Below are 26,151 nucleotides of genomic sequence, written 5' to 3'. Positions count from 1 at the left end.
TTGTTGGAGACGTGCAGTGAAGGAATATGTGATTTGGTACGAAAAACTCGGAATGCATGATGTAGACCGGGTAGGCGGCAAAAATGCCTCTCTGGGCGAGATGATCAGCCAACTGGCCGGAGCCGGTGTCTCGGTTCCCGGCGGTTTCGCCACCACCGCCTTCGCCTTTAACGAGTTTCTGGAGCAGAGCGGACTTAACGCAAAAATTCATGACTTGCTGGATACCCTGGATGTGGACAACATCCAGGCGTTGGGTGATGCCGGCCGTACCATTCGCCAGTGGGTGATTGATACGCCTTTCCAGCCCGAGCTGGAAAGCGCCATTGCCGGCGCCTATGCCGAGCTGACCGGCCAGGCAGGTGACCAGGCCTCCTTTGCGGTGCGCTCTTCCGCCACCGCGGAAGACATGCCGGATGCCTCTTTTGCCGGCCAGCAGGAAACCTTTCTCAATGTGCGTGGCCTGGACTCGGTCATGGTGGCCATCAAGCACGTGTTTGCCTCCCTGTTTAACGACAGAGCCATTTCTTACCGGGTACACCAGGGCTACGATCATCGTGGTGTGGCGCTGTCTGCCGGTATTCAGCGCATGGTACGCTCCGACATCGCCTCTTCCGGCGTCATGTTTACCCTGGACACCGAGTCCGGCTTCGATCAGGTGGTGTTCATCACCTCGTCCAACGGTCTGGGCGAAATGGTGGTGCAGGGCGCGGTCAACCCGGATGAGTTCTATGTACACAAGCCAACCCTCAAGTCCGGTCGTCCGGCGGTGGTGCGCAAGACCCTGGGTTCCAAACTGCAGAAGATGATCTACGCCGAAGGCGTTGAGCTTGGCAAGCAGGTGGATATAAAGGAAACCAGCAGGGAAGAGCGGCGCAACTTCTCGCTGACCAACGACGAAGTGATGGAGCTGGCCAAGCAGGCGGTGATCATCGAAAAACACTACGGCCGCCCGATGGACATCGAGTGGGCCAAGGACGGTATCGACGGCCAGCTGTACATAGTACAGGCGCGCCCCGAAACCGTGCGCAGCCGTCAGGACGCCAATGTGCTGGAGCGCTTCGCGCTCAGCGAACAGGGTGAAGTCATTGCCGAGGGCCGGGCCATCGGTCACAAGATAGGTGCCGGTGTGGCCAAGGTGATTTCATCTATCGATCAGATGGACGAGATCAAGGCCGGCGACGTGCTGGTCACCGACATGACCGATCCGGACTGGGAGCCGATCATGAAGCGGGCCGCCGCCATCGTCACCAATCGCGGTGGCCGTACCTGCCACGCGGCCATTATCGCTCGCGAACTGGGTATTCCTGCCGTGGTCGGTTGTGGTGATGCCACCACACGCATCAAGGATGGTCAGGAAGTGACCGTGTCCTGCGCCGAGGGAGATACCGGCTTTATCTATCAGGGGCAGCTCGAGTTCAACATCAACACCTCTGAAGTCGGCTCCATGCCGGTCTCGCCGGTGAAGGTGATGATGAACGTCGGCAACCCGGATCGGGCCTTCGATTTCGCCCAGTTGCCCAACGCCGGCGTGGGTCTGGCACGGCTGGAATTCATCATCAACCGCATGATTGGCGTGCACCCCAAGGCGTTGCTGAATTACGACACCCAGAGCCCCGAGCTCAAGCTGAAGATTGACGAAGTCATCGCCGGCTACGAGAGTCCGCGTGAGTTCTTCGTGGCCAAGCTGGCCGAAGGGATCTCTACCCTGGCCTGTGCCTTCTGGCCGGAGCGGGTTATCGTGCGGATGTCCGACTTCAAGTCGAACGAATACGCCAACCTGCTGGGCGGTGATGCCTACGAGCCGGACGAAGAAAATCCCATGCTGGGTTTCCGTGGTGCTTCCCGCTATATCTCCGAGGACTTCCGCGACTGTTTCGCCATGGAGTGCGAGGCGATGAAGCGGGTGCGCAACGACATGGGCCTGACCAACGTCGAGATCATGATCCCCTTCGTGCGTACCCTGACCGAAGCCGCCTCCGTGATTGACATTCTGGCGGAAAACGGCCTCAAGCGTGGCGAAGCGGGCCTCAAGGTCATCATGATGTGCGAACTGCCCTCCAACGCCCTGTTGGCAGACAAGTTCCTCGCCTACTTCGACGGCTTCTCCATCGGCTCCAACGACATGACCCAGCTGACCCTGGGGCTGGATCGGGACTCGGGTCTGGTGGCCGGCTCCTTCGACGAGCGGGACGAGGCGGTGAAGGCGTTGCTGTCCATGGCCATTCAGGCCGCGCGCAAGGCCGGCAAGTACGTGGGTATCTGCGGGCAGGGTCCGTCGGATCACGCCGATTTCGCCGCCTGGCTGGTGGATCAGGGCATCGACTCTGTCTCTCTCAACCCGGACACCGTGATCGACACCTGGCTGTATCTGGCCGAGCAGTTCGGCGAGAAGTAAGTGGCTTAGGTTAAATGTCAAACGACAAAGGGCGCTTCGGCGCCCTTTTTGTTTATGAGGGGGATTAGGTAGTTTGTGTATCATGTCCCCATTCCCCAGTCTTGCGCTTCTCGCCCACGGCGTTAAAATGCACCCCGCTTTTACTCCCGGTCGCAGCCTACCCGGACAAAACAAGGACACAATATATGAAAGCATTACTTATCTGCTCCGGTGGATTCGACTCCGTGACCCTGGCCTATCGGCTGGCGGCGGAGCAATCCCTCGGCGCCCTGCTGACTTTCGATTATGGTCAGCGCCACAAGAAAGAAATCGACGCCGCCCGCCTCTGTGCCGAGCGGCTCGGGGTACCTCATCTGGTAATGGACATCGGCCACATCGGCCGTCAGTTGTCCGGCTCGGCCCTGACCGACGACATCGATGTGCCCCACGGCCACTACAGCGAAGAGAACATGAAGCTGACGGTGGTGCCCAACCGCAACGCCATCATGCTGACCATCGCCTTCGGTGTGGCCGCTGCCCGTGGCCTCGACACGGTGGCGTTGGCGGTACACGGCGGTGACCATTTCATCTATCCCGACTGCCGGCCCGGCTTTATCCGCCTGTTCGGCGAGATGCAGGCCCGGGCGCTGGACGGTGTGGCCGAGGTGGCGCTGTTTGCCCCCTATGTGGATAGCGACAAGACCGAGATCGCCCGTAACGCGGCGCGCTTGGCGGTGCCGGTGTCCGACACCTGGTCCTGCTACGAGGGCGGTGATGTGCACTGTGGCCGCTGTGGCACCTGCGTGGAGCGCATCGAAGCCATGACCCTGGCCGGGGTGGTGGATCCCACTGCCTATCAGGACAAGGAATATTGGCTTGAGGCCGTGGCGAGGGTGAAAAAATGTACATCATAAAGAAAGAGTTTCACTTTTCCGCTTCTCACCAGCTGTTGCAGATGCCGGACTGGCACCCCTGCGCCCGGCTGCACGGTCACAACTACGTGGTGGTGATCGAGCTGCAGAGCGACACCCTGGATCAGTACGGCTTCGTGCGTGATTATCTGGAGCTGAAGGTGTTCAAGGACTACATCGACGAGCGGCTGGATCACCGCCACCTCAACGAGGTGCTGGGCGACGAATGCACCACCGCCGAACGGCTGGCCCGTCATCTGTTCGACTGGGCCCGAGCCCGCTGGCCCGAGGTGAGCGCGGTTGCGGTGTCGGAAACGCCCAAGACCTGGGCGGAGTACCGGCCATGAGCATCGCCATCAGCGAAATCTTCGGGCCGACCATTCAGGGGGAAGGGGCGCTTATCGGCGTGCCGACCGTCTTTGTGCGCACCGGCGGCTGTGACTTTCGTTGCAGCTGGTGCGACACCCTCTATGCGGTGGAACCCCGCTTCAAGGCCGACTGGACGCCTATGAGTGCCGACGCCATCATGGCCGAGGTGAGCCGCCTGAGTGGTGGCCAGCCGCTGCTGGTAACGCTGTCCGGCGGCAACCCGGCGCTGCAACCGCTGACCGGGCTGATCGAGCTGGGCCATGCCCAGGGCTACACCTTCGCCATGGAAACCCAGGGCAGCAAGGCGCAGGACTGGTTTGCGCAGCTCGATCATCTCACCCTCAGTCCCAAGCCGCCGTCGTCCAGCATGGCCTTCAACCGCAGCCGGTTCGAGGCCAGCCTGGCTGGCGCCGGTGATCAGACTCACGTCAGCCTCAAGCTGGTGATCGCCGACGAGGCCGATTATCAGTGGGCGAGGGGCCTGGCCGCCGATTATCCGCAGCTGCCGCTGACCCTGCAGCCCTGCAATCCATCTCCGGCCACGCCCGAGCAGCCGGAGCTGGAAACCGACACCGAGTCGCTCAACGCCCGCCTGCGCTGGCTGGTGGACAAGGTCACCGCCGACCGCTGGTTCAACGCCCGGGTGCTGCCTCAACTGCACGTACTGATCTGGAATAACGAACGCGGGGTGTAGGATCACCTGTCTGGATCTGTAGTGCCAAGAGGCCACACAGCCACCTCCCTCTACACGCTATGGACCCATCCATGGGGGCTCGGAAATGCCATCCATGGCATTTCACGGTCGTGGGAGGCTGTCTCTGTTGCCTCTTCTGAAACACCGAGTTTCCTGCAGACAGTGCCGACAGGAGATGCCGGAGCTGAAGGGAGGATAAAGGGATCTGCTCCGCCGACCCTCCGCGCCATGGATGGCGCGGCGGAGCCCCATGGATGGGGTTACGGCGTGTCGGCGAAGCGGGCCCTTTACTCCTGGCTACCTGACTGCTACGAACCGGTTCCGCAGATTGGGCAGTCGGGTGCCTTGGGCAGGGTCAGCTCCCGGGTGTTGAGATTGAGACCGTCCAGCAGCAGCAGCTTGCCTCTGGGCGACCGGCCCATGTTGGCCAGCAGCTTGACGGCCTCCAGCGCCTGCAGTGATCCCATCACGCCGACCATGGGCGCCAGCACGCCTGCCTCCACGCAACTCAGAGTGCCGGCACCCATCAGTCGGCTCAAACAGCCGTAACAGGGTTCGTCGTCGCCATAGGTAAAGACGCTGAGCTGGCCTTCCATGCGGATCACCGCCGCCGATACCAATGGTACTTTGGCGGCAAAGCACAGTCGATTGACTCGCTGTCGGGTCTCCAGATTGTCGGTGCCATCGAGTACCAGCTGATGTTGGGGGACAAGCCTGGCAAGTAACGCCTCGTCGGCATCGCAGGCATGGGTGACCACCTTTATGTAGGGATTGGCAGCGCGCAGGCTGTCGGCGGCGGAGTCCACCTTGAGTCGGCCGATATCGCCGTCCTGATGCAGCACCTGGCGTTGCAGGTTGGACAGCTCGACCCGGTCGTGATCCACCAGGGTGATGTGGCCTACCCCGGCCACCGCCAGATACTGGGCGGTGGCGCAACCCAGGCCGCCGGCGCCGATGATCAGCACGGCGGCGTTTTTTAAGGCTTCCTGCCCCTCGATATCAAACTGGCGCAGCACAATCTGGCGATTGTAGCGCAGCCATTCCTGGTCGCTGAGTTCCTGCATTACCAGTACAACCCGTCTATTAGTTCCAGTGTGACCATTTCCCCTTCGGCCACGTTGCCTCTGTCCTGCTCCAGATGCAGCAGGCAATTGGCCTCGGCCATGGCGCTGTAGACCGCCGAACTCTGGGCACCGGCGGTCACGACGCCCAGGCTGCCGTCGGCCTGGGTGCCGACCATGCCACGCTGAAAGTCCATGCGGCCGGGGCTTTTCTTGAACGGCATCAGCGCCCTTGCCTGCAGTAGTGGTGTGGGTTTGAGCGTCTCACCGGCCAGTGTTGCCAGTGCCGGGCGCACCATCAGGTGAAAGGTGACGGCGGCCGATACCGGGTTGCCGGGCAGGCCGAAGAAGGGGCAGTCTCCGATGTGACCGAAGGCGAAGGGTTTGCCGGGTTTGACGGCGAGTTTCCAGAAGCCGATGCGGCCCACCTCTTCCAGCACCTGTTTGGTGTAGTCTGCATCACCCACCGAGACGCCGCCGGAGGTGATCAGGGCATCGGCTTCGGTGGCTGCCTTGAGAAAGGCCTGACGGATAAGCATAGGATCGTCCTTGATAATACCGTAGTCGATGACCCTGATACCGAGTCGCTCGAGCATGGCGCCGATGCCGATGCGGTTGGAGTCGTAAATGTCGCCGGGAGCGAGCAGCTCGCCCGGGTTTTTCAGCTCGTCACCGGTAGAGATCAGCGCCACCGTCAGCGGGCGACGGACATATATCTGCTCCAGCCCCAGCGATGACAGTACCGACAGTACCCTGGCATTGATGCGGGTGCCTGCGGCAAAGACCCGCTCGCCCTGAGCCAGATCCTCGGCGGGCAGTCGAATATGCCGGCCCTCGGTGACCGGGCCCTGGGGATAGATGACGTTGTGCTCCGAGCGGCAGTTTTCCTGCATCACTATGGTGTCGGCGCCGAGTGGCAGGGCGGCGCCGGTCATGATGCGTACGCATTCGCCGGGGCCGACCCGATCATTGAACGGATGACCGGCCAGGCTGGTGCCGATCAGGGTGAGGCCGACATCATCCGTTACATCGGCGGCGCGCAGGGCGTAACCGTCCATCGCCGAGTTGGCGAAAGAGGGCACATCGATGGGGGAATGAATATCGTCGGCCAGTATCCGGTTCAGCGAGTGTTCCAGAGCAAGGGTGTCGCTGCCGGTTATTGCCTCAAGATGAGCAAGCATCTCGTGTCTGGCATCGAGGTAAGGACGCAGCCCGGGTTGGCTGTCGCAATCATGAGTGGCCATGTTAGGTTACCTGTTGTAGAGACGGTTGAGTTTATTATTCCAGTTTAAAATGTTTTTTGTCATCTTTCTCTGAAGGTTAGGAGATGAATCCATCATTCACACCGGGCCGTAAATGCACTACCATTCCTGCAGTTTTTTACCGCTTTTTAATTATTCAACGGAGCTTGCCATGACCGCTTTGAGCGATGCCGCTATTCTAGTTCGTTCCGCCCTTGAGGCGAAAGGACTGGAAACCCCGATGAAGGGCAATAATCTGACCCTGGATGAAAAACAGTCCCGCATTGCCGGCTTGATGACCGAGATGATGGACGTACTGGGCCTGGACCTTGAAGATGACAGCCTGGCCGAAACCCCGCAGCGCATCGCCAAGATGTATGTACGCGAAATTTTCTCCGGGCTGGATTACAGTTATTTCCCCAAAATCACCTTGATTGACAACAAGATGAAGGTGGATGAAATGGTGCAGGTGCGGGACATTACCCTGACCAGCACCTGCGAACATCACTTCGTCACCATCGACGGTACGGCCACCGTGGCCTATATTCCGCGCAGCAAGGTGATTGGGCTGTCGAAGATCAACCGTATTGTGCAGTTTTTTGCCCGTCGGCCTCAGGTGCAGGAACGACTGACCCAGCAGGTGCTGGTGGCGTTGCAGGTGCTGCTGGAGTCGGATGACGTCGCGGTCAGCATTACCGCAACTCACTACTGTGTGAAGGCCCGAGGCGTGATGGATGCCACCAGCAGCACGACGACCACTTCGCTCGGCGGTATTTTCAAGAGCCGGCCCGAAACCCGTCAGGAGTTTCTCGGCGGCGTGGTTCGTTAACTATCAGTCCGGATAGTAGCCCACAGGCCAGATACAGAGCGCAGACATGCCGTACGAGATGACACTTGCTGTGTCGGCCTGCTGCGAACATTCACTGGATGTTCGGTCAGACTGAAACCGCTCGTCACGGCCGGCAAGCTTGCCCCATGGGGGCTCTACTGCGCCTTCTCTGGCGCAGAAGGTCTGCTTAACGGTATCTTGTCCCTGCTCCAGGGGATGATGAGCAACGAGAACAGACATCCACCCCGCCTCAATGGTCGGGTGAATGTTTGAAACAGCGTTCCATGTAGTCCACGAAGCACTTTACCCGGCTGGGCAGAAAATGCCGGTGTGGGTACAACAGATTCAGATTGATCTTCGGTAGTTCAAAGTCTTCCAGCAACGGCACTAAGGCGCCCTTTTCAAGATAATCCTCTACGATAAAACGGGGCTGCATGATGACGCCCATGCCCTGACTGGCGGCCAGTGCCAGTGCCCGGCCGGTATTGGTGCGCATCGCGCCTTTGGGCCGAACCTGATAGTGATGCCCCTGCTGTTGATAGCTCCATTGTGGTTCGCTCAGGGTATAGAGCAGGCAATTATGGTCGGCGAGCTGCGAAGGATGCGAGGGGGTGCCGTACCGGGCCAGATAATCGGGGGCGGCGCAGGTGATCAGAGACATTTTCGCCAGGGGCCGGGCAATCAGCGACGAGTCGGGCAGGGCGCCGATGCGCAGCGCCAGATCGAAATTTTCTTCTACCAGCGCCACCAGACGGTCGCTGTATTCCAGAATAAGGTGGATGTCCGGGTAGCGATGGTGAAACTCCGCCAGTAGCGGCGCGACCTTGAGAGTGCCGAAGTCCATGGGCACAGAGATGCGAATAGGACCACTGGGCCGGCGACTGTGATCCGAGATCATGGCGTCGGCCTGCTCCAGCTCGGCCATAATGGCATGGCAGCGTTCATAATAGAGCTGGCCGGCTTCGGTGACGCTGACCCGGCGGGTGGTACGCATCAACAGACGGGCATTAAGGTGTTGCTCCAGCTGACCCACCTGTTTCGACACCATGGCTACCGACAACTCCAGCTGTTGCGCGGTTTTGGTAAAGCTCTGCAGTTCTACCACCTTGCAAAATGTCCGGATGGCGGATAATTGATCCACGGCATATGCTCCTCTGTGATGTGTGTTGTTTTGAGTGGGACTAGCGGTCGCTATTATTAACCAAAAGTTGATAATATTTTAGTGCAGTTATAATTGTTCTCGTTTGCAAGGCATCCTACTATCTAGTCCAGATTAATCATATGGCGCCATCTGCGTCTGATTTCTGCAGTAACGGAGATTCTTATGAACACGAAAAAAATAGCCCTGCTTGTTTCTTCTCTGGCACTGGCCGGCCCGGTTGTGGCCGCCGATTACAAGGTGGATCCGGCCCATACCACGGCCGCCTTTGAAGTGAGCCACATGGGCTTCAGTACCTTGCTGGGACGTTTTAACGAGCTTGAGGGCAGCTACCAGTTTGACGCGGATAATCCGGCCGCCGCCAAGGCCAGTTTTACCATCGAGGCAGACAGCGTCGATACCAACCATGAAGAGCGGGACAAGCATCTGCGCAGCCCCGACTTCTTCGATGTACGCCAGTATCCGACCCTGGATTTTGCCAGCACCGGTTATGAAGGCGACAAGGACGGCGGCAAGCTGAGTGGCGACCTGACCGTGCATGGCGTGAGTCAGCCGGTGACCTTCGACGTTAACTTTATCGGCGAGGGCGAAGATCCCTGGGGTGGCTATCGTAATGGTTTCAATGCCGAGACGACCATCAAGCGCAGTGACTTCGGTATGAGTTATGGCCTGCCCGGCGTGGGTGACGACATTCATATCAAGTTGTTTGTCGAAGGTATTCGTCAGTAACAGCGGGGGGTGATATGGGCGTGGATCTGCTGATGCAGACACTGTTGCCGGCCATGATAGCGGGCGCCATCGGCTGGTGGCGCCCAGCTGTATTCTGGTGGCTGGCAGGGGTGGCGATGTGGGTGACTATCGGCTGGGCATCCGGCTGGTATCTGTTACCGATCAAGGGTACCCAGTGGCTGCCGTTCGCACTCTGGGCGGTGGCGCTGGCCGAGCTGTTACCGAGACTGTGGTGTCGGATCTTGTCGCCGCTACTGGTCGGTGGAGTGTTTCTGCTGGCGTTGTGGCCCTTGCTGGGCCGTTATCCCGAGGCGCTGCTGGGGCTGGTGGTATTCTGGCTATGGCAGGGCTGGCGTGAATGGCGCGACGAGTCCGGCCGTGCCGGGCTGGGCTTTGCCGCGGGAGGAGCCGCCTTTGCCATTACCGTGGCCATCGGCGGCAGCCTGCTGCTGGCCCAGCTTGCCGGAGCTCTGGCAGTGCTGGCGGCTCTGCTGTGGTTGGGTGGTTTTGGCCGCCCGCTGTCTGATCGGCAGTTCACCGGTGTCTATGTGTTGCTGTTGACCCTGTGCTGGCAATTCATTCCCATGGACTGGTGGCTGGTCGCCCTGGCCTTGATACCACCACTGGTGGAGCAGGGGTTGCGCCATAAAGGAGCCTGGTGGGCGGCGCTGGCAGCGGTGGTGTCGGCGCTGCTGGTGGGTGCACTCAGCCTCTGGCAGGTGTGGCCTCAAGACTCGTTATATTGATGGCAATGTTACAACAAGGGGCTGAGTCAAACCGACTCGGCCCCTTTTCGTTCTGAGACAAGGAAACACCATGAAACCGAGAGTGGAAATCCGCTACTGTGCTTTGTGCCGCTGGCTGTTGCGGTCAGCCTGGCTGGCGCAGGAGATCTTGTCGACCTTCAATGATGAGGTGGGCGAAGTGGCGCTGATCCCTGGCGAGAAAGGCCAGTTTCAGATCATCGTCGACGGCACCCTTATTTGGTGCCGGGTGGCGGACGAAGGCTTTCCCGAGGCCAGGGAGGTCAAACAGCGGCTACGGGATCATATCGCGCCGGAGCGAGATCTGGGCCACAGCGACCGTTAACACCATAGCGCGCCGGGCCAGCCGTGGATTAGCTATGATTTGAGTATCGGGTCGGATTCGGGACACAGCCTGCAACCTGAATCATAATACCAAGTGAGTCCCCAAACCGCCTCGATGACGGTGCCCCGGCACCATTAATACGGTTTGATGAAGGGAATCACCATGACCAACCATGTACCGATCAACCTGGGGCTGCTTGCCCCGCTTTATGCCGATGTTCGGGGCCTCAACGGCAAGCTGGCCCTGGTATGTGAAGGGGGCGGGCAGAGGGGCATCTTTACCGCCGGAGTGCTGGATGTATTTATGGAGGCCCGTTTCGACCCCTTCGATATCCTGATCGGTACGTCGGCCGGGGCTCAGAATCTGTCCGCCTTTGTGTGCGATGCCCGGGGCTATGCCTGCAAGATCATCGGGGAATACACCACCCGTACCGAATTCTTTCGTCCGTTGCACTTTGCCCGCGGTGGCGATCTGGTCGATCTGGACTGGTTCTTCGAGATCCTGACCCGAGGGGTGCCGCTGGATATCGACACCGGTCGCAAACGGCTGAACGGGCGCGAGCTGCTGTTTTGCAGCACCCGTACCGGGGATTACCAATCCCATTATTTTCACCCGGCCGAGAGCGACTGGATGCTGGGGTTGAAGGCGTCCAGCGCCATTCCGCTGTTTTACCGGGCCGGAGTGGAGTGGCAGGGAGAGCGCTATGTGGACGGCTGCGTCGCCGATGCCATTCCGGTACGCGAGGCGTATCGCCGGGGCGCGCGCACCATAGTGGTGATCCGTACCGCCCCCCAGCATAGCCGCTTCAGTCCGCACTGGGCGCGCAAGCTGGAAGGCTGGATAGGTCGTGAGCGGATGGGTGATTTGATGCAGATAGTGGAGGCCCACGAACGCTGCTTCAACGACTTCCACGACTTCATTCGCTCGCCGCCGGAGGATACCCGGGTGATCGAGATTTTCCCGCATCAGTCGCTGCACAGCCGGGTGTTGGGGTCGAGCCGGACACAGCTGGATCAGGACTACCAACTGGGGCGGCGCTGCGGTGTGAATTTTCTGCAGACGCTGGGGTCGGCGCTGGAGACGCTGGCTGCGCAATAAAGTGGTCGCAAGCGTTCTCATCTACTGGTCAGCGCCCGACTCTGTGTGTAGACTCGGCTCCCGTTTTTCAGGACAAGCCATACCGATGATCATTAGTATTAATGTCACGGAGATACTTGCTGAAGCGCCGAACGCTCTATACCCTCCGAGCGTCACAACATTATCGTACCGGGCCTTATCCAGGTCCGGATTTTCTATGGCCCTTACACTGAAAGGGGACAAAGAATATGGCTGAATGGTCCGCAAACGACGCGCTCAAAGTGTACAACCTGCCTTACTGGGGCGCGGGTTTCTTTCATCTGGATGATCGGGGACGGGTGGTGGTTACCCCCGATAAAACCCGACCCGAGGCCAAAGTGGTGGTATCCGAGGTGGTCGAGCAGCTCAAGGCCGAAGGCTACGCCGCGCCGGTGCTGCTGCGCTTTCCCGATATTATCAAGAGCCGTATCGACGCCCTGTTCAATGCTTTTAGCGGCGCCATCGAGGATTATGGTTACGAAGGCGATTACCTGACTGTTTACCCGATCAAGGTCAACCAGCAGCGCGGTGTGCTGGATGCGGTCACCAAGGCCTACAAAGATAAGCCTCGCCTGGGTCTTGAAGCCGGCTCCAAGCCGGAGCTGCTGGCGGTACTGGCGCACAGCCACGAAACCGAGTCGGTGATCGTCTGTAACGGTTACAAAGACAAGGAATATATTCGCCTGGCGTTGCTGGGCACCAAGATGGGCCATCAGGTCTATATCGTTATCGAGAAGCTGTCCGAGCTGACCATGGTGATGGACGAGGCCAAACGCCTGAAGGTGGCTCCTCGCCTCGGCGTGCGTGCCCGTCTGGCCTCGCAAGGCGCAGGAAAATGGCAGTCCAGCGGTGGCGAAAAGTCCAAATTTGGCCTGAGTGCAGCCCATGTGCTGAGCCTGGTCAAGCAGTTGCGCGATGCGGACTGCCTGGACTGGCTGCAACTGCTGCACTTCCATCTGGGCTCCCAGATTGCCAACATTCGCGATATCCAGAAAGGCGTGCGTGAATGCGGCCGTTTCTATGGCGAGCTGCGCCGCATGGGCGTACCGGTCGACATCGTCGATGTGGGCGGTGGTCTGGGTGTAGATTACGAAGGTACCCGTTCGCAGAGCTATTGCTCGGCCAACTATAACCTGCGCGAATATGCCAACAATGTGGTCTGGGGTATCGGTGATGTGTGCCGCGAGTTCGAGCTGCCTTATCCGCTGATCATCAGTGAATCCGGCCGTGCCATTACCGCGCACCATGCCATGCTGATAGCCGATGTGATCAGCACCGAGTCGGCCAAACCCCAGGCCGCGAAAGCGCCGGCAGACGACGCCGCCTTCCTGCTGCAGAATATCTGGGAAACCTGGGGAGATCTGTGCCAGGAAGATCCGCCACTGCTCGAAATTTACCACGATACCGTGGCCGAGCTGGCCGATGTGCATCAGCAGTACAACATGGGTCTGATGACCCTGGAAGACAGAGCCTGGGCCGAGGAAATGCACCTCAACATCTGTCTGGGCATCAAGTCACGACTGGACACGGTGAACCGGGCGCACAGACCCATCATCGACGAGCTGAACGAGAAGCTGGCGGACAAATGCTTCGTCAACTTTTCCCTGTTTCAGTCGCTGCCCGATGCCTGGGGTATCGATCAGATCTTCCCGGTATTGCCGCTGGATGGTCTGGATCGGACGCCGACCCGTCGTGCGGTGATCCTCGATATCACCTGTGACTCGGACGGTGCCATCGATCAGTACGTGGATGGTCAGGGTGTGGAAACCACGCTGCCGATGCCGGAGTTTGTTCCCGGTCAGCCCCAGTACCTGGGCTTTTTTCTGGTGGGTGCCTATCAGGAGATTCTGGGCGACATGCACAATCTGTTCGGCGATACCCACAGTGCGGAAGTGTCGGTGGACGAGCAGGGCAAGGTGGTGATCAATAATGTGAAAGCCGGCAGCACGGTCGCCGACATGTTGCGCTATGTGGACATAGATCCGTCGGTGATCAACGCCCGTTACGAGGTACTGGTGAATCAGCCGGATCTGGATGAAGCCACCCGCGCCATGATGTTGAAAGAGTTGTCAGCCGGTCTGGAAGGTTATACCTATCTGGAAGAAGAGCTTTAAGCTGTATAAGCCGTAAGCCGTAAGCCGTAAGCCGTAAGCCGTAAGCTGGAAGTGCAATGCTTCCCGCGTTTAGCCGCCGGTTTCCGGCTTTTTCTGTGCCCGTTTACGTTCAAAATCTCTGATCACCATGGCCAGTGCCGCCAATGCCACTGTGGGCTCTATCTGGTTCACTTCCAGTAATTCAATCAAATCTACCGCCAGTTTTACTTCAGCCGGGGCCTGGCTCAGGTCCATTTTTTTGCTCCATGATGGTCTGTGGGCGTATGGCTACATTATATGAAAAATCAGGATATTAAAGTCGGGTTGCTACGAATGACGGGCAAAAAAATGCCCAGCAGAGCTGGGCGAAGACTTAGTGCTTAATTGCAGTGGCATTACATTGGAGCGGAGGACTGCCCGAAGGTTCCCGTTAAATGCGCCAAAAGAGAAAAATTTATCACAACGGTTTCGCTTGACAGTCATCGGCCATGAAACGTAAATTTTAAACAGTTGTTTTATTTTGAGGTGAGTCGTGAGCAAAGCAGCAGGCAAAAAAGATACCAAGCAGAAGATACTCAATGCCGCCGAGGTGTTGTTTGCCGAGCAGGGCTTCAATGATACCTCGCTACGGCTGATCACCAGTGCAGCCGACGTGAATCTGGCATCGGTCAACTATCATTTCGGCTCAAAGAAAGACCTTATCAAGGCCGTGATGGATCGCTACCTGGCTATCTTCATGCCCAGGGCCGATGCGGCGTTGCGGCAACTGCTGACCGAGCCCGCCATTAATCTGCACCAGGTCTTCGACTGTTTTGTGGCGCCATTGATGGAGCTGACGGTGATCAAGCGCCGGGGACCCGAAATCTTTTTGCAGTTGCTGGGCCGGGGCTATATCGATAATCAGGGCTTTTTGCGCTGGTTCATTGTCAATCATTATGGCGAGGTGTTGGAGCACTTTACCCAGGCTATTCGCAAGGCGGCACCGGCGCTGTCGTCGGCCGATGTGTTCTGGCGATTGCACTTCACCCTGGGTACCGTGGTGTTCACCATGGCGTCCAGTGAAGCGCTGCGGGATATTGCCAAAACCGATTTCGATGAAGACATCGATGTAGAAGGGCTGGTACGTAAGGTGATCCCTTACCTGGCCAGCGGCGTGGGTGCCAACCCCTGTTGAGTGACCATATCGGTTAATGAGGAGAGGGAACATGAGTTTACGCAAAAAGTGGGTCAGTGGGCCGGCCTTTGCCACCTTCAAGAAAATCCTGCCGCCGCTGTCGGTCACCGAACGCGAGGCGATGGAGGCCGGCTCGGTCTGGTGGGACGGTGAACTGTTTGGCGGCAAGCCAGACTGGTCGAAGCTGATGGCGTATGGCCCCTCTACCCTGACCGATGAAGAACAGCATTTCCTCGATAATCAGGTGGAGACTCTGTTGGCCATGCTGGATGACCATAAGATAGTCAACGATGAGCGAGAGCTGCCCGAGCCGGTGTGGGATTACATAAAACAGGAAGGTTTCTTCTCGTTGATCATCCCCGCATCCTACGGCGGCCGGGATTTCTCCGCCTACGCCAACTCCACCATAGTGGCGCGCATCGCCTCGCGCAGCGTGAGCGCGGCCGTTACCGTTATGGTGCCGAACTCGCTCGGCCCCGGCGAGCTGCTGATGCACTACGGCACCGATGAGCAGAAAGACCGCTGGCTACCCGGTCTGGCCAGGGGAGCCGAAGTACCCTGTTTTGCTCTCACCGGACCCGAGGCGGGCTCGGATGCGGGTGCCATTCCTGACACGGGTGTGGTGTGTGGGGGGGAATACCAGGGCGAGCAGGTACTGGGTATTCGTCTGAACTGGGACAAACGCTATATCACCCTGGCGCCGCGGGCAACCGTGCTGGGGTTGGCATTCAAGCTGCTCGATCCCGACGGGCTGCTGGGAGATAACGAGGCGCCTGGTATTACCTGCGCGCTGATCCCCACCAGTCACCCGGGGGTGGAAACCGGCGATCGTCACTTCCCCATGGGGCTGGCCTTCCTGAACGGCACCACCTGCGGCAAGGATGTGTTTATTCCCCTCGACTGGATCATCGGCGGGCCCGAGTATGCGGGCCGGGGCTGGCGCATGCTGGTGGAATGCCTGTCGGCCGGGCGGGGTATTTCCCTGCCGGCACTGGGGACCGCCAGCGGTCATCTGTCGGTGCGTACCACCAGCGCCTACGCTTATGTGCGCAAGCAGTTCGGTTTGTCTATCGGCAAGTTTGAAGGCGTACAGGAAGCGTTGGCCCGCATCGGAGGCCTGACCTATCAGCTGGAAGCCACCCGCCGGCTGACCACCAGGGCGCTGGATCTGAACGAAAGTCCGGCCATCGTCACCGCCATCTCCAAATATCATATGACCGAAATGGCCAGAACGGTGCTGGATGACGCCATGGATGTGCACGCGGGCAAGGCCATTCAGATGGGGCCCAAGAACTACCTGGCCCACAACTACATGGGCATACCGGTGGCGATCACGGTGGAGGGGGCCAATATTCTGACCCGCAACCTGATGATCTTCGGCCAGGGGGCGACCCGTTGCCACCCCTATGTGTTGCAGGAACTGGAAGCGGCGGCCAACCCGGATGAACAGGCCGGGCTGGAGGCGTTTGACCGTTTGTTGTTCAAGCACATCGGCTTTGCCACCGGCAACGTGGTCGGCGCGTTCTGGATGGGGCTGACCGGCGCCCGTTTCAATGGCGCTCCCGTATCTGGTGAGACGGCAGGCTACTACCGACAGCTGGCGCGGATGAGCAAGGCGCTGGCACTCTGCGCCGATATGTCGATGCTGCTCCTGGGTGGTGATCTCAAGCGCAAGGAGATGATTTCGGCGCGGCTGGGCGATGTACTGAGCCATCTTTATCTGGGCAGCGCCACCCTCAAGTATTTTGAGGACAATGGCCGACCCGCCGATGAGCTGCCGTTCGTGCATTATGCGCTGAGTCGCAACCTCTATCTGATTGGCGAGGCGCTGGACGGTTTCTTCCAGAACTTCCCCCATCGTCCGGTGGCGCTGACCTTGCAGACACTGATCTTCCCGCTGGGTAACCGCTATAAAAAGCCGTTGGACAAGCATGCCCAGGCCATCGGCAGGGTGCTGATGATCCCGGGCGGGGTACGCGACCGGTTAACGAGGCTCTGTTATGTGCCGGCCGAGGGCAAACCGGGGCTGGGCGAGGTGGAAGCCGCCTTTCTGGCCATGGTGTCGGTGCAGGGTATCGAGAAAAAACTACATGAGGCGCAAAAAGCCGGCACCCTGCCGCGCAAGCCGGCCTTTGACGAGCTGCTGATACAGGCCCGGGCACAGGGCATTATCGATGATACCGAGGTGCAGAAGCTGAAACACGCCGATGAACTGCGTCGCAACGCCATTGCGGTCGACAGCTTCAAACCCGGCGAGCTGAGCCGGGAAGCTGCGGACAACGAAAAGTCAGAGGTGGCCTGAGGTTTTTGTCGTTGCCGCCGATCCGCTCCTGCCCCTTGGCCATGGGGCTACAGGCATAACGGCGGGGTTTCGCCTGGAGGGGCTGTATGGCGCTATGTCTGTAAGTTTCGATTCGCCGGTGGGTTTGCGTCGTAAAGCAGCGCCTACAGAGGAGGGGGCGCTGCCACTTTAGCCGGCAGGGCCTGCGAAGCAGGTCGGTCTTTTATGTCAGTGACAGGTACCGTCGGCATTTCACGGGATCAGTGAAAGCCCGAAAACAAAAAGCCGCCCCGAGAAGGGCGGCTTTTTGCATCGATAAACCGGAAGGCTTATTCGACGATCAGGATCTTGCAGGTGTTGGTGCTGCCGACCACTTCCATGGTATCGCCATGGGTAAGCAGTACCAGATCACCGCTGTTCACGTAACCGGCTTTTTTCAGGGTTGCCAGAGCCTCACGACTGATTTCGGTGCTGCTCTTGCTTGAGTCGTGCTTGAAGTAAACCGGCGTCACACCGCGGTACATGTTGCTCCAGGCCAGGGTCTTTTCTTCACCTGACAGGGAGAAAATCGGCAGACCGGAGCTAACGCGAGACAGCAGCAGTGGCGTGGTGCCGGAATGAGTCAATGCGACGATGGCCTTTACGCCCTGCAGGTGGTTGGCCGCATACATGGTAGACATGGCGACGGTTTCTTCCACCGAGGTGAAGGTAAAATTCATGCGGTGGTTGGACACGTTGACGCTGGGGTGTTTTTCGGCGCCCAGACAGACTTCGGCCATGGCCTTCACGGTTTCAACCGGGAAGTCACCGGCGGCGGTTTCGGCAGACAGCATAACCGCATCGGTACCATCGAGCACGGCGTTGGCCACGTCCATGACTTCGGCACGGGTCGGCAGCGGCGCGTTGATCATCGACTCCATCATCTGGGTGGCGGTAATAACCACGCGATTCAGGCGACGAGAGGTACGGATCAGTTTCTTCTGCACACCCACCAGTTCGGAGTCACCAATCTCAACCCCCAGGTCACCCCGGGCAACCATGACCACGTCGGAGGCCAGGATCACGTCTTCCATGGCGGCGTCTGTGGCAACGGCTTCGGCACGTTCAACCTTGGCAACCATTTTGGCATTGCTGCCGGCGGCACGGGCCAGGTCACGGGCGATGCGCATGTCTTCACCGGTACGGGGGAAAGACACGGCCAGATAGTCGACGCCGATTTTGGCGGCGGTGATGATATCTTCTTTATCTTTTTCGGTCAGGGCCGGAGCGGAAAGACCGCCACCTTTCTTGTTGATACCCTTGTTGTTGGACAGCGGACCGGCCACGGTCACTTCGGTCAGTACCTTGTTGCCGTCTACGCCTTCAACCCGCAGCTGCACCCGACCATCGTCGAGCAGCAGAATGTCGCCGGTTTTCACGTCTCTCGGCAAATCTTTATAGTCGATACCAACCTGCTGCTGATCGCCGGCACCCTTGGGCAAGTCGGCGTCGAGCAGGAACTTGTCGCCGATATTGAGGTGAATCTTGCCATCCTTAAAGGTAGACACGCGGATTTTGGGACCCTGAAGGTCACCCAGAATGGCCACATGCTTGCCCAGTTTTTTAGCGATTTCCCGCACCTGGTTGGCACGAGCCAGGTGATCTTCGGCGGTGCCGTGAGAAAAGTTCATACGCACCACGTTGGCGCCGGCCTTGATGATTTCTTCGAGGTTATTGTCGCGATCGGTAGCCGGACCCAGGGTAGTAACTATCTTGGTACGTCTTAACATAAGAGACTCCAATTGAGAGGTAGATCACATAAAAAGGGGTATGTTGCGCGGTATTTAAAATCTGGCAGGCCGCAAGCAATAAAAGATTCATGGATGTCTGCAGACGAGAGGGTGACAGCCGGAGAAAACGTCGTGATGACAGACTCCCGATTGGTGTTGAATGGCTTGCTCACGGTCTGACGCTGCATCCTTGATTTATGAAATTGTTATCGATAATAACTGAAGAAAATGAAAAAGTGTAGACGGCGTCACAAAAATGGCCGGTGTTTTACGGCCATTTGATCAAAATCAAATATGAGGGTTATCAAAGCGTGAATTTTTGATCCCTTCTTTAACTTTTCTCAGATTCTCCCGGAATTTGCTGCCACGACGCAAAATAAAGCCGGTGGCCAGCACATCAATAAGTACCATTTGAGCCAAACGCGAGGCCATCGGCAGGTAAACATCGGTGTCTTCCGACACCTCCATCGACAATACCATGGTGCACTCCCGCGCCAGGGGAGAGTCTTTGGCGGTCAGTCCTATGACGATGGCATCGTTCTGTCGGGCCAGCTGGGCGATTTCCACCAGTGCCTTGGTGCGGCCGGTGTGGGAAATTAATACCACCACATCGCCTTCCGAGCTGTTGATGCAGCTCATACGCATCATCACCACATCGTCGAAACACAGTACAGGCACATTGAAGCGGAAAAATTTGTTCATGGCATCGTGGGCCACGGCTGACGAGGCGCCCAGACCGAAGAATGACAGCTTCTTGGCCTGGGTCAGCAAGTCGACGCAGCGATTGACCGCCTGTGGGTCCAGGGTGCTGCGGGCCGAGTCCAGACAGGCCATGCTGGATTCGAAAATCTTGGCGGTATAAGACTCGGGGCTGTCGTCTTCTTCCACCTGACGGCTTACGTAGGGTGTGCCGTTGGCCAGGCTCTGGGCCAGGTGTAACTTGAAGTCGGGGAAGCCCTTGGTGTCGAGCCGGCGACAAAAACGATTGACGGTCGGCTCGCTCACATCCGCCAGTTTGGCCAGGGTTGCAATGCTGGAATGGATAGCGGTCTGAGGTGAGGCAAGGATCACTTCTGCCACTTTTCTTTCAGACTTGCTGAAACTTTCGATGCTTTTTGTAATTTTTTCTAATGTATTCATCTGGACTACCGGGCTCGATGAGACGGGCCAAGACTGACCCTGGACGGCGTTTAAAAACAGGAACCACTATACAGGACAATCGATTGGGTGGAGAGCCTCACTCGAGCAAAGTATGACTGAACTCGAGAAAAGCCATTACAGGCTGAAAATAGCAGTAACATAAATGTTGCTTAGCAACAAATGAAGTGCACCAGCTACCAGTTTATACCGCTCCCATTAAGTATCTGAACATTGGTGTTATGTCGCAGTTCAGAGGCAACACAGCCGCCTCCCTCGACATGCCACGATCGTGGGCGTCGTTCTCTGCTGCCTCTTCAGGTACACCGTGTTGCCTGCAGACAGTGCCAGCTGTTCGGATTGATATGAGAACCCAATAGATCAATTGCTTAATGGGATGGGTACAACGACCAGTTTATGGAAACACAAGAGACGGAGATGAAAAAGCCCCGTTGCCGGGGCTTTTGCTGGGGTCTGTTGACCTTTAGAGGCTAAATGTTGTTCGAGTTAAACGCGTTTAGCCGACTCCGCAAACTGCTGCAAACATCATCGCGAAAGGTCAACAGGCCCTAGAGGGATGGCTATCAGGCCAGTTCGCCCCAGAGATCGTACTCGTCGGAGTGAGTGATGGTCACGGATACCATCTGGCCGGGGGTGAGGCCGGTTTCGCCGTTCAGATAAACGACGCCGTCGATTTCCGGTGCATCGGCGCTGGAACGACCGATGGCGCCTTCTTCGTCCACTTCGTCGATCAGCACCTGTACCACCTTGCCGATTTTCTGGGCCAGCTTGCGGGTAGAAACCTGCTGCTGCAGCGCCATGAAGCGCTCGAACCGTTCCTGTTTGACCTCTTCCGGTACCGGATCGGCCAGTTCGTTGGCACGGGCACCGTCTACCGGGCTGTAGGTGAAACAACCGACCCGGTCCAGCTCGGCCTGCTCGATAAAGTCGAGCAGCATCTGGAAGTCTTCTTCGGTTTCGCCGGGAAAGCCGACGATAAAGGTGGAACGAATGGTGATCTCCGGGCAGATTTCACGCCAGCTGCGGATCCGCTCCAGGGTGCGATCCACGGCGCCGGGGCGCTTCATCAGCTTGAGGATACGCGGGCTGGCATGCTGCAGCGGAATATCCAGATAAGGCAGTATCTTGCCGTCGCGCATCAGCGGGATCAGGTGATCCACGTGCGGGTAGGGGTACACGTAATGCAGCCGCACCCAGACACCCATCTTGCCCAGCTCTTCGCACAGGGCCTGAATATGGGTCTTGACCGGCATACCGTCGGCGAAACCGGTCTTGTGCTTCACATCCACCCCGTAGGCAGAAGTGTCCTGGGAGATCACCAGCAGTTCCTTCACGCCGGCATTGGCCAGGCGGCGGGCTTCGCTCAGCACATCGCCGATGGGGCGGCTGTCCAGATCGCCGCGCATCGAGGGGATGATGCAGAAGGTGCATTTGTGGTTGCAACCTTCGGAAATCTTCAGGTAGGCGAAATGCTTGGGCGTGAGCTTGACACCCTGCTCGGGTACCAGATTGACGAAGGGGTTGTATTCTGGACGCGGAACATAACGATGCACGTGCTCCAGCACCTGCTCGTAGGAATGAGGGCCGGTAATTTCCAGTACCTTGGGGTGAACTTCGCGGATTTGGTCTTCCTTGGCACCTAAACAGCCGGTAACAATGACCTTGCCGTTTTCGCTCAGGGCTTCGCCTACCGCTTCCAGGGACTCCTGCACGGCACTGTCGATAAAGCCACAGGTATTGACGATCACCAGATCGGCATCATCGTAGGAAGGCACCACATCATAACCTTCGATACGCAGCTGGGTCAGAATACGCTCGGAATCGACCAGATTTTTCGGACAACCGAGAGACACAAAGCCGATACGGGGAACAGTCATACTCACTGGGCTTAACTCACTTTAAAGAGGTAGAAATAAAAGAGGGCGTATTTTACACCCAAACAGGCTGTATAAAAAAGACTCAATAACAAAAACACCCCGGCAAGCCGGGGTGTTTTTAGCTAACCAGGACTTACTTGGCGAAGTTTTCTGCCACGAATTCCCAGTTGACCAGAGACCAGAAGGCCTTCACATAGTCGGGGCGCACGTTGCGGTAGTCGATGTAGTAGGCGTGTTCCCATACATCACAGGTCAGCAGCGGAGTGGCGGCGTCGGTCAGCGGGCAACCGGCGTTGGAGGTGTTGGCGATGGCAACGGAGCCGTCGGCCTTCTTCACCAGCCAGGTCCAGCCGGAGCCGAAGTTGGTCACACAGGATTTGGTGAACTCTTCCTTGAAGGCATCGAAAGAACCGAACGCGGCCTTGATGGCATCGGCCAGGGCGCCGGTAGGCTCGCCGCCACCGTTGGGAGCCAGGCAGCTCCAGTAGAAGGTGTGGTTCCAGATCTGGGCGGCGTTGTTGAAAATGCCACCGGAAGAAGTGGTGATGATGTCTTCCAGAGATTTGCCTTCAAACTCGGTGCCGGGAACCAGGTTGTTCAGGTTGACCACGTAGGAATTGTGGTGTTTACCGTGGTGGTATTCCAGGGTTTCCTGAGAAATATGGGGTTCCAGCGCGTTTTTGGCGTAAGGCAGGGCGGGAAGTTCAAATGCCATTATTATATTCTCCATTTTGATGGTGCCAGCCTGAGGCTGGTCTCGACATTGCTGACTTGCTTTCTTTCCATGGCGGGGCGGCCGACATTTCATAGCCGCAAACCGCTAAATTGCTGAAAGGATTGTAGCAGTTTGCCGGACGGCTAAACAACAACAGCTTTTGTAGGGGTACCCCGTACCGGAAAGGCGCCGAAAAACGGTAACTTTGTATTCGGAACGTCATCGGTGTCGGCCCTGCTTCAGGTTAATGTATTGCCAATACCAATTTATGGCGTCCCGCTCTTGTGACCACAGAGGGATAAAGTAGAATGTGGTTTTTAACAAATCGTGTTTTTTAACATACAGCCGTCTGCTGAGGTGCCCCATGGATACAATTGAAAAGATCAAAACCCAAATCAGTGAAAATCCGATTCTGCTTTACATGAAAGGGTCGCCCAAATTCCCCAGCTGTGGTTTTTCTGCCCAGGCCTCTCAGGCGCTGATGAACTGTGGTGAACCTTTCGCCTACGTGGATATTCTGCAGAACCCGGAAATTCGTGCCGAGCTGCCGAAATACGCCAACTGGCCGACCTTCCCTCAGTTGTGGGTAGACGGTGAACTGGTCGGTGGCTGCGATATCATCATGGAAATGTTCCAGCAAGGCGAATTGCAGCCGCTGATCAAGGAAACCGCGGCCAAGTATCCCAAGTCGGAACAAGAGTAAGCCCGAAGGGCAGCCGTAAGTATTAAGCAATAAGAAAAAGCCCGAATCGACCCGGGCTTTTTTGTGCCTGCTGACGGCGTAACGCGGGTTTTTGCTCAACGAGCGAGTTGCCGCATAAAAAGGGTAACGCTGCTGTTTCTTCCACATATTTCAGTGGTCAGTTGGATCATCCATCGAGTGGCTCTGTCACAGCTCGCGCCTATATACATTTCACCGGCTTGGGCAGGCCGGCGAGCTTGGTGGCCTGTTTGGCCGGGCCCTTGGGGAACAGCCGGTACAGGTAACGGCTGTTGCCTTTCTCTTCGCCCAGCTCTTTGGCCATGGCCTTCACCAGGGCGCGCATGGCCGGCGAGGTGTTGTATTTGAGATAAAAGTCGCGCACAAACTGGATCACTTCCCGGTGTTCAGGAGTCAGCATGATGCCTTCCTGATCGGCCAGAATGGTCACCATTTCCGGTTGCCAGTCCTGATGCTGTTTAAGGTAGCCCTGGGCATCGGTATCGATAGTACGCCCTTCAAACTCGAACATAAGCATTCATCTTCTTTGTACTCTCATGGACCTGTGATTTTACCCAAGTCGCGGGCCTGGCGCATCTTCCGTTGGTGTCTGCTGCCGAAAGCCCCGGGCCAGCTGGTAGAGATCGTTTACCAACAGGGTGATATGTCCCAACAACTGATGGCTGAGGATCAGCCACTCATCGTCGGTCTCTGTGCCGGCGTTGGTGCTCGGTAGCGGCGGATAGGTCGGCAATACCTCTTCGCGGCGCAGAGCCTGGGCCGAAGCGAGCAGCCGGGTCACCAGTTGTCGAATTTGTTCATCCTGCAGGGGCGCGCTGTGCATGCGATGGGCGCCCAGGGTCGACAGATACGACAGCAGGGCATGGTTGCGATAGGCGATATCGAAACACAGGTTCAGCCAATGCCTGGGCACCGGCTCCACCCGGATATTCTGCCAGGCCAGCGCCAGTTGATTATCCGCCAGGTGAGCCTGCTTGCGCGGCAGTCGGTAATCGAGCTCGTCATGTCGGCCCAGTGCGAATTGCCGGGCAATGGCCGCCAGATAATGGGCGTTGGCTTCCATGGCATCGGCCATCAGTCGGGGCAGGTGGCGGCGCTGCCAGTCGGGCCAGATAAACCAGACCGCTACGAAGGCCAGGGCGCAACCGGCCAGGGTGTCGAACAACCGGGGCAGAAATACCGGTTCGGCCACGCCACTTTGCAGATTGAAGGCCAGCAGCACGAAGAGGGTGACAAAGCCCACCGCCCAGCTGTAATAGACCTTGACCTGGGTAAAGAACACAAAGGCGCACAGCAGCAGTATCACCAGCTGGGCGCCGACCGAGGGAAACAACATCAGCAGGGGGATGCCCGCTACAATACCACCCAGGGTACCCAGGGTGCGCTGCAGCAGTCGCTTGCGGGTGGCGCTGAAGCTGGGCTGACAGACGAAGAGGATGGTCAGCAGTATCCAGTAGCCGCGTTCCAGCTCGAGGGCGGCGATCAGGCTGTAACCCAGGGCAAAGCACAGGCTCAGGCGAACCCCGTGGCGAAACAACAGGGAATTGGGATGCAGTAGGGCCTTGAATTTGGGCCAGAAGGGTACAGGCTCCGGGCGAGCCAGCTCGACGGACACGTCTTCGGACAGCGGCTGGCGCCGGGTCAGCGTCTCGGCCCGCAGCAGGGCCTGATGCAGGTGTGCCATGTTACGGCCGAGAAATTTCATCGGACTGAGCAGCGAACGGGGGTAATGGCGTTTGAGGTGACTGTAATCCAGCTGATCCTGGAGGGCGCTCAACTCCCAGGCGATGCGCTTGCTGTGCTGATAGGCATTATGGGTGAGAATGGCGTAACCCAATCGGTAGCAGGCTTCCCCCAGCTCCACCAGCAGGGTCTGGTAACCGGCCAGTACATCGACCTGTTTCAGATCCTGGTTCAGCTGCCGATAGGAATAATGGCTGGAGGTGGCGCGTTCATGCATCTCCTGTACCTGCAGATAGAGCGCCAGCAGGCGGCCCAGCTCCTGTTCCTGCTGGCCTCGGCCCTGAATGCGGCGATTCAGCATCAACTTGGTCGTTTCCAGCGCGCTGACCAGCTGGATATTGAGCTGGGCCAGCTGATGGCGCAGGTGCTGATGCTGTTCTTCGGGACTGTCGAAGAAACGGGATTTTTCCAGCAGATAACGGGACAGGGCAAAGTAGCACTGGGCCAGTTGCTCGTGCACCTGCTTGTAGGGCCAGACCAGCAGCACCAGCCATGACAGCAGACCATACCAGGCCGCGCCCAGAGTCAGTAGTAGCGGCTGATACCAGAAGGAAGGGCTGTCGGCGTGCCCCTGCATGGCATAGAGCGACACCAGCAGGGTGCCGAATCCCAGGGTGCTTGCAGCCGGCCCCCAGGCCCCCATCAGGATCAGCACAAAGGTGCTGAGTACCAGCAGGGGGCCGAACAGCAGCGGACTGTCGATCAGCAGGCTGACCAGGCTGATGGCCCCGAAAAAGCACAACAGGCTCAGCAGTAGATGGCGCAGCCGGCCTTTGGGGTCCTGATCCACCTCGCTCAGGGCTCCGGCCATGGCGCCCAGCGTCAGGGTGACGGCGGTGGGCGTCTGCTCCAGCCACCAGCCGGGCAACAGCAGGCTGCCCATGGCCAGCAGCACTTTCAGGGCAAAGAAGAAATGGCTGTCAGTAAAGACTCGCCGGAGCCAGATTATTGCGGGTGACATAGGATGCTTCAAGATACCGGGCTTAGCTTCGATGATACCCGAGTCGGTGACGAACAACAGACTCTGCGGCCACAAAAAAAGCCCCCA

23 protein-coding genes are annotated in these 26,151 nt (G+C 58.1%); 13 read left to right on the top strand and 10 right to left on the bottom strand.

Translation table 11 applies throughout. The features are described 5' to 3' along the window. Positions 1–16 precede the first annotated feature (16 nt). The 4 genes from ppsA (at position 17) to queE (ending at position 4,348) form a co-directional block, all read left to right on the top strand. Positions 17–2,395 carry a phosphoenolpyruvate synthase gene (gene ppsA / locus ACLEIV_RS09030; RefSeq protein ID WP_410456322.1) on the top strand — a complete coding sequence of 793 codons (2,379 nt, stop codon included), beginning with the start codon at positions 17–19 and terminating at the stop codon, positions 2,393–2,395. A gap of 185 nt (positions 2,396–2,580) precedes the next feature. Further along, entirely contained in the window at positions 2,581–3,288 is a 708-nt protein-coding gene (gene queC, locus ACLEIV_RS09025; RefSeq protein WP_410456321.1) for a 7-cyano-7-deazaguanine synthase QueC, read from the top strand. Next, complete coding sequence (locus ACLEIV_RS09020; protein ID WP_410456320.1) at positions 3,276–3,632, top strand: 6-pyruvoyl trahydropterin synthase family protein; 357 nt, start codon at positions 3,276–3,278, stop codon at positions 3,630–3,632. Before queC ends, ACLEIV_RS09020 begins: the two co-directional genes overlap by 13 nt. Beyond that, positions 3,629–4,348 carry a 7-carboxy-7-deazaguanine synthase QueE gene (queE, locus tag ACLEIV_RS09015; protein ID WP_410456319.1) on the top strand — a complete coding sequence of 240 codons (720 nt, stop codon included), beginning with the start codon at positions 3,629–3,631 and terminating at the stop codon, positions 4,346–4,348. The genes ACLEIV_RS09020 and queE overlap by 4 nt, the downstream gene beginning before the upstream one ends. Before the next feature lie 308 nt (positions 4,349–4,656). On the opposite strand, the gene ACLEIV_RS09010 is transcribed toward queE, so the two are convergent. Both ACLEIV_RS09010 and moeA read right to left on the bottom strand, forming a co-directional pair. After that, the gene (locus ACLEIV_RS09010) at positions 4,657–5,412 is read right to left on the bottom strand and encodes a molybdopterin-synthase adenylyltransferase MoeB (RefSeq protein ID WP_410456318.1); all 756 of its coding nucleotides are present in this window, start codon (positions 5,410–5,412) and stop codon (positions 4,657–4,659) included. Beyond that, positions 5,412–6,653, bottom strand: a complete 1,242-nt coding sequence (gene moeA, locus ACLEIV_RS09005; RefSeq protein ID WP_410456317.1) for a molybdopterin molybdotransferase MoeA — start codon at positions 6,651–6,653, stop codon at positions 5,412–5,414. The genes ACLEIV_RS09010 and moeA overlap by 1 nt, the downstream gene beginning before the upstream one ends. A gap of 169 nt (positions 6,654–6,822) precedes the next feature. Between moeA and folE the strand changes: the two genes are divergently transcribed. Then, positions 6,823–7,479 (top strand): GTP cyclohydrolase I FolE, encoded by a 657-nt coding sequence (folE, locus tag ACLEIV_RS09000; RefSeq protein ID WP_410456316.1) that lies wholly within the window; start codon positions 6,823–6,825, stop codon positions 7,477–7,479. 250 nt (positions 7,480–7,729) lie between these two features. On the opposite strand, the gene ACLEIV_RS08995 is transcribed toward folE, so the two are convergent. Continuing rightward, positions 7,730–8,620, bottom strand: coding sequence for a LysR family transcriptional regulator (locus ACLEIV_RS08995; protein WP_410456315.1), 891 nt, complete (start codon positions 8,618–8,620; stop codon positions 7,730–7,732). Positions 8,621–8,803: 183 nt separating this feature from the next. Here ACLEIV_RS08995 and ACLEIV_RS08990 point away from each other — a divergent pair, with 183 nt between their 5' ends. The 5 genes from ACLEIV_RS08990 to speA all read left to right on the top strand — a co-directional run bounded on the left by ACLEIV_RS08990 (position 8,804) and on the right by speA (position 13,686). Next, positions 8,804–9,367, top strand: coding sequence for a YceI family protein (locus ACLEIV_RS08990; protein ID WP_410456314.1), 564 nt, complete (start codon positions 8,804–8,806; stop codon positions 9,365–9,367). A gap of 32 nt (positions 9,368–9,399) precedes the next feature. Next, positions 9,400–10,113 carry a hypothetical protein gene (locus ACLEIV_RS08985; RefSeq protein ID WP_410456313.1) on the top strand — a complete coding sequence of 238 codons (714 nt, stop codon included), beginning with the start codon at positions 9,400–9,402 and terminating at the stop codon, positions 10,111–10,113. Between the two features lie 70 nt (positions 10,114–10,183). Beyond that, the gene (locus tag ACLEIV_RS08980) at positions 10,184–10,456 is read left to right on the top strand and encodes an Rdx family protein (protein ID WP_410456312.1); all 273 of its coding nucleotides are present in this window, start codon (positions 10,184–10,186) and stop codon (positions 10,454–10,456) included. Between the two features lie 162 nt (positions 10,457–10,618). Next, positions 10,619–11,554: a patatin-like phospholipase family protein gene (locus ACLEIV_RS08975; RefSeq protein ID WP_410456311.1), complete on the top strand. Its 936-nt coding sequence runs from the start codon at positions 10,619–10,621 to the stop codon at positions 11,552–11,554. A 227-nt stretch (positions 11,555–11,781) separates the two neighbouring features. Next, a complete protein-coding gene (speA, locus tag ACLEIV_RS08970; RefSeq protein WP_410456310.1) occupies positions 11,782–13,686 on the top strand; it encodes a biosynthetic arginine decarboxylase in 1,905 nt (634 codons plus the stop codon). 69 nt (positions 13,687–13,755) lie between these two features. Here the strand turns inward: speA and rsmS are convergent, their stop codons facing one another. After that, positions 13,756–13,920 carry a pleiotropic regulatory protein RsmS gene (gene rsmS / locus ACLEIV_RS08965; RefSeq protein WP_410456309.1) on the bottom strand — a complete coding sequence of 55 codons (165 nt, stop codon included), beginning with the start codon at positions 13,918–13,920 and terminating at the stop codon, positions 13,756–13,758. Positions 13,921–14,197: 277 nt separating this feature from the next. On the opposite strand from rsmS, the gene psrA reads away from it, so the two are divergent. Both psrA and ACLEIV_RS08955 read left to right on the top strand, forming a co-directional pair. Continuing rightward, the gene (gene psrA, locus ACLEIV_RS08960) at positions 14,198–14,839 is read left to right on the top strand and encodes a TetR family transcriptional repressor PsrA (protein WP_410456308.1); all 642 of its coding nucleotides are present in this window, start codon (positions 14,198–14,200) and stop codon (positions 14,837–14,839) included. A 31-nt stretch (positions 14,840–14,870) separates the two neighbouring features. Next, on the top strand, positions 14,871–17,141 hold the full coding sequence (locus ACLEIV_RS08955) for an acyl-CoA dehydrogenase (RefSeq protein ID WP_410456307.1): 2,271 nt from the start codon (positions 14,871–14,873) through the stop codon (positions 17,139–17,141). 308 nt (positions 17,142–17,449) lie between these two features. Here ACLEIV_RS08955 and pyk read toward each other — a convergent pair whose 3' ends face one another. From pyk to sodB, 4 genes are all read right to left on the bottom strand, one after another. Further along, a complete protein-coding gene (gene pyk, locus ACLEIV_RS08950; RefSeq protein WP_410456306.1) occupies positions 17,450–18,889 on the bottom strand; it encodes a pyruvate kinase in 1,440 nt (479 codons plus the stop codon). A 288-nt stretch (positions 18,890–19,177) separates the two neighbouring features. Further along, entirely contained in the window at positions 19,178–20,029 is an 852-nt protein-coding gene (locus ACLEIV_RS08945) for a MurR/RpiR family transcriptional regulator (RefSeq protein ID WP_410456305.1), read from the bottom strand. A 581-nt stretch (positions 20,030–20,610) separates the two neighbouring features. Beyond that, positions 20,611–21,924 carry a 30S ribosomal protein S12 methylthiotransferase RimO gene (gene rimO, locus ACLEIV_RS08940; RefSeq protein ID WP_410456354.1) on the bottom strand — a complete coding sequence of 438 codons (1,314 nt, stop codon included), beginning with the start codon at positions 21,922–21,924 and terminating at the stop codon, positions 20,611–20,613. Between the two features lie 133 nt (positions 21,925–22,057). Beyond that, positions 22,058–22,639 (bottom strand): superoxide dismutase [Fe], encoded by a 582-nt coding sequence (gene sodB, locus ACLEIV_RS08935; RefSeq protein ID WP_410456304.1) that lies wholly within the window; start codon positions 22,637–22,639, stop codon positions 22,058–22,060. Between the two features lie 364 nt (positions 22,640–23,003). Here sodB and ACLEIV_RS08930 point away from each other — a divergent pair, with 364 nt between their 5' ends. Beyond that, on the top strand, positions 23,004–23,342 hold the full coding sequence (locus ACLEIV_RS08930; protein WP_071471778.1) for a Grx4 family monothiol glutaredoxin: 339 nt from the start codon (positions 23,004–23,006) through the stop codon (positions 23,340–23,342). A 199-nt stretch (positions 23,343–23,541) separates the two neighbouring features. On the opposite strand, the gene ACLEIV_RS08925 is transcribed toward ACLEIV_RS08930, so the two are convergent. Both ACLEIV_RS08925 and yccS read right to left on the bottom strand, forming a co-directional pair. Continuing rightward, positions 23,542–23,871: a TusE/DsrC/DsvC family sulfur relay protein gene (locus ACLEIV_RS08925; protein WP_410456353.1), complete on the bottom strand. Its 330-nt coding sequence runs from the start codon at positions 23,869–23,871 to the stop codon at positions 23,542–23,544. Positions 23,872–23,910: 39 nt separating this feature from the next. Then, positions 23,911–26,064 carry a YccS family putative transporter gene (yccS, locus tag ACLEIV_RS08920; protein ID WP_410456303.1) on the bottom strand — a complete coding sequence of 718 codons (2,154 nt, stop codon included), beginning with the start codon at positions 26,062–26,064 and terminating at the stop codon, positions 23,911–23,913. Positions 26,065–26,151 lie beyond the last annotated feature (87 nt).

The sequence above is a fragment of the Oceanisphaera submarina genome (genome assembly GCF_046521305.1).
Lineage (GTDB): Bacteria > Pseudomonadota > Gammaproteobacteria > Enterobacterales > Aeromonadaceae > Oceanimonas > Oceanimonas submarina.
The sequence above is the reverse complement of the archived record's forward strand: the minus strand, read 5'-3'. Positions and strand labels throughout refer to the sequence as shown.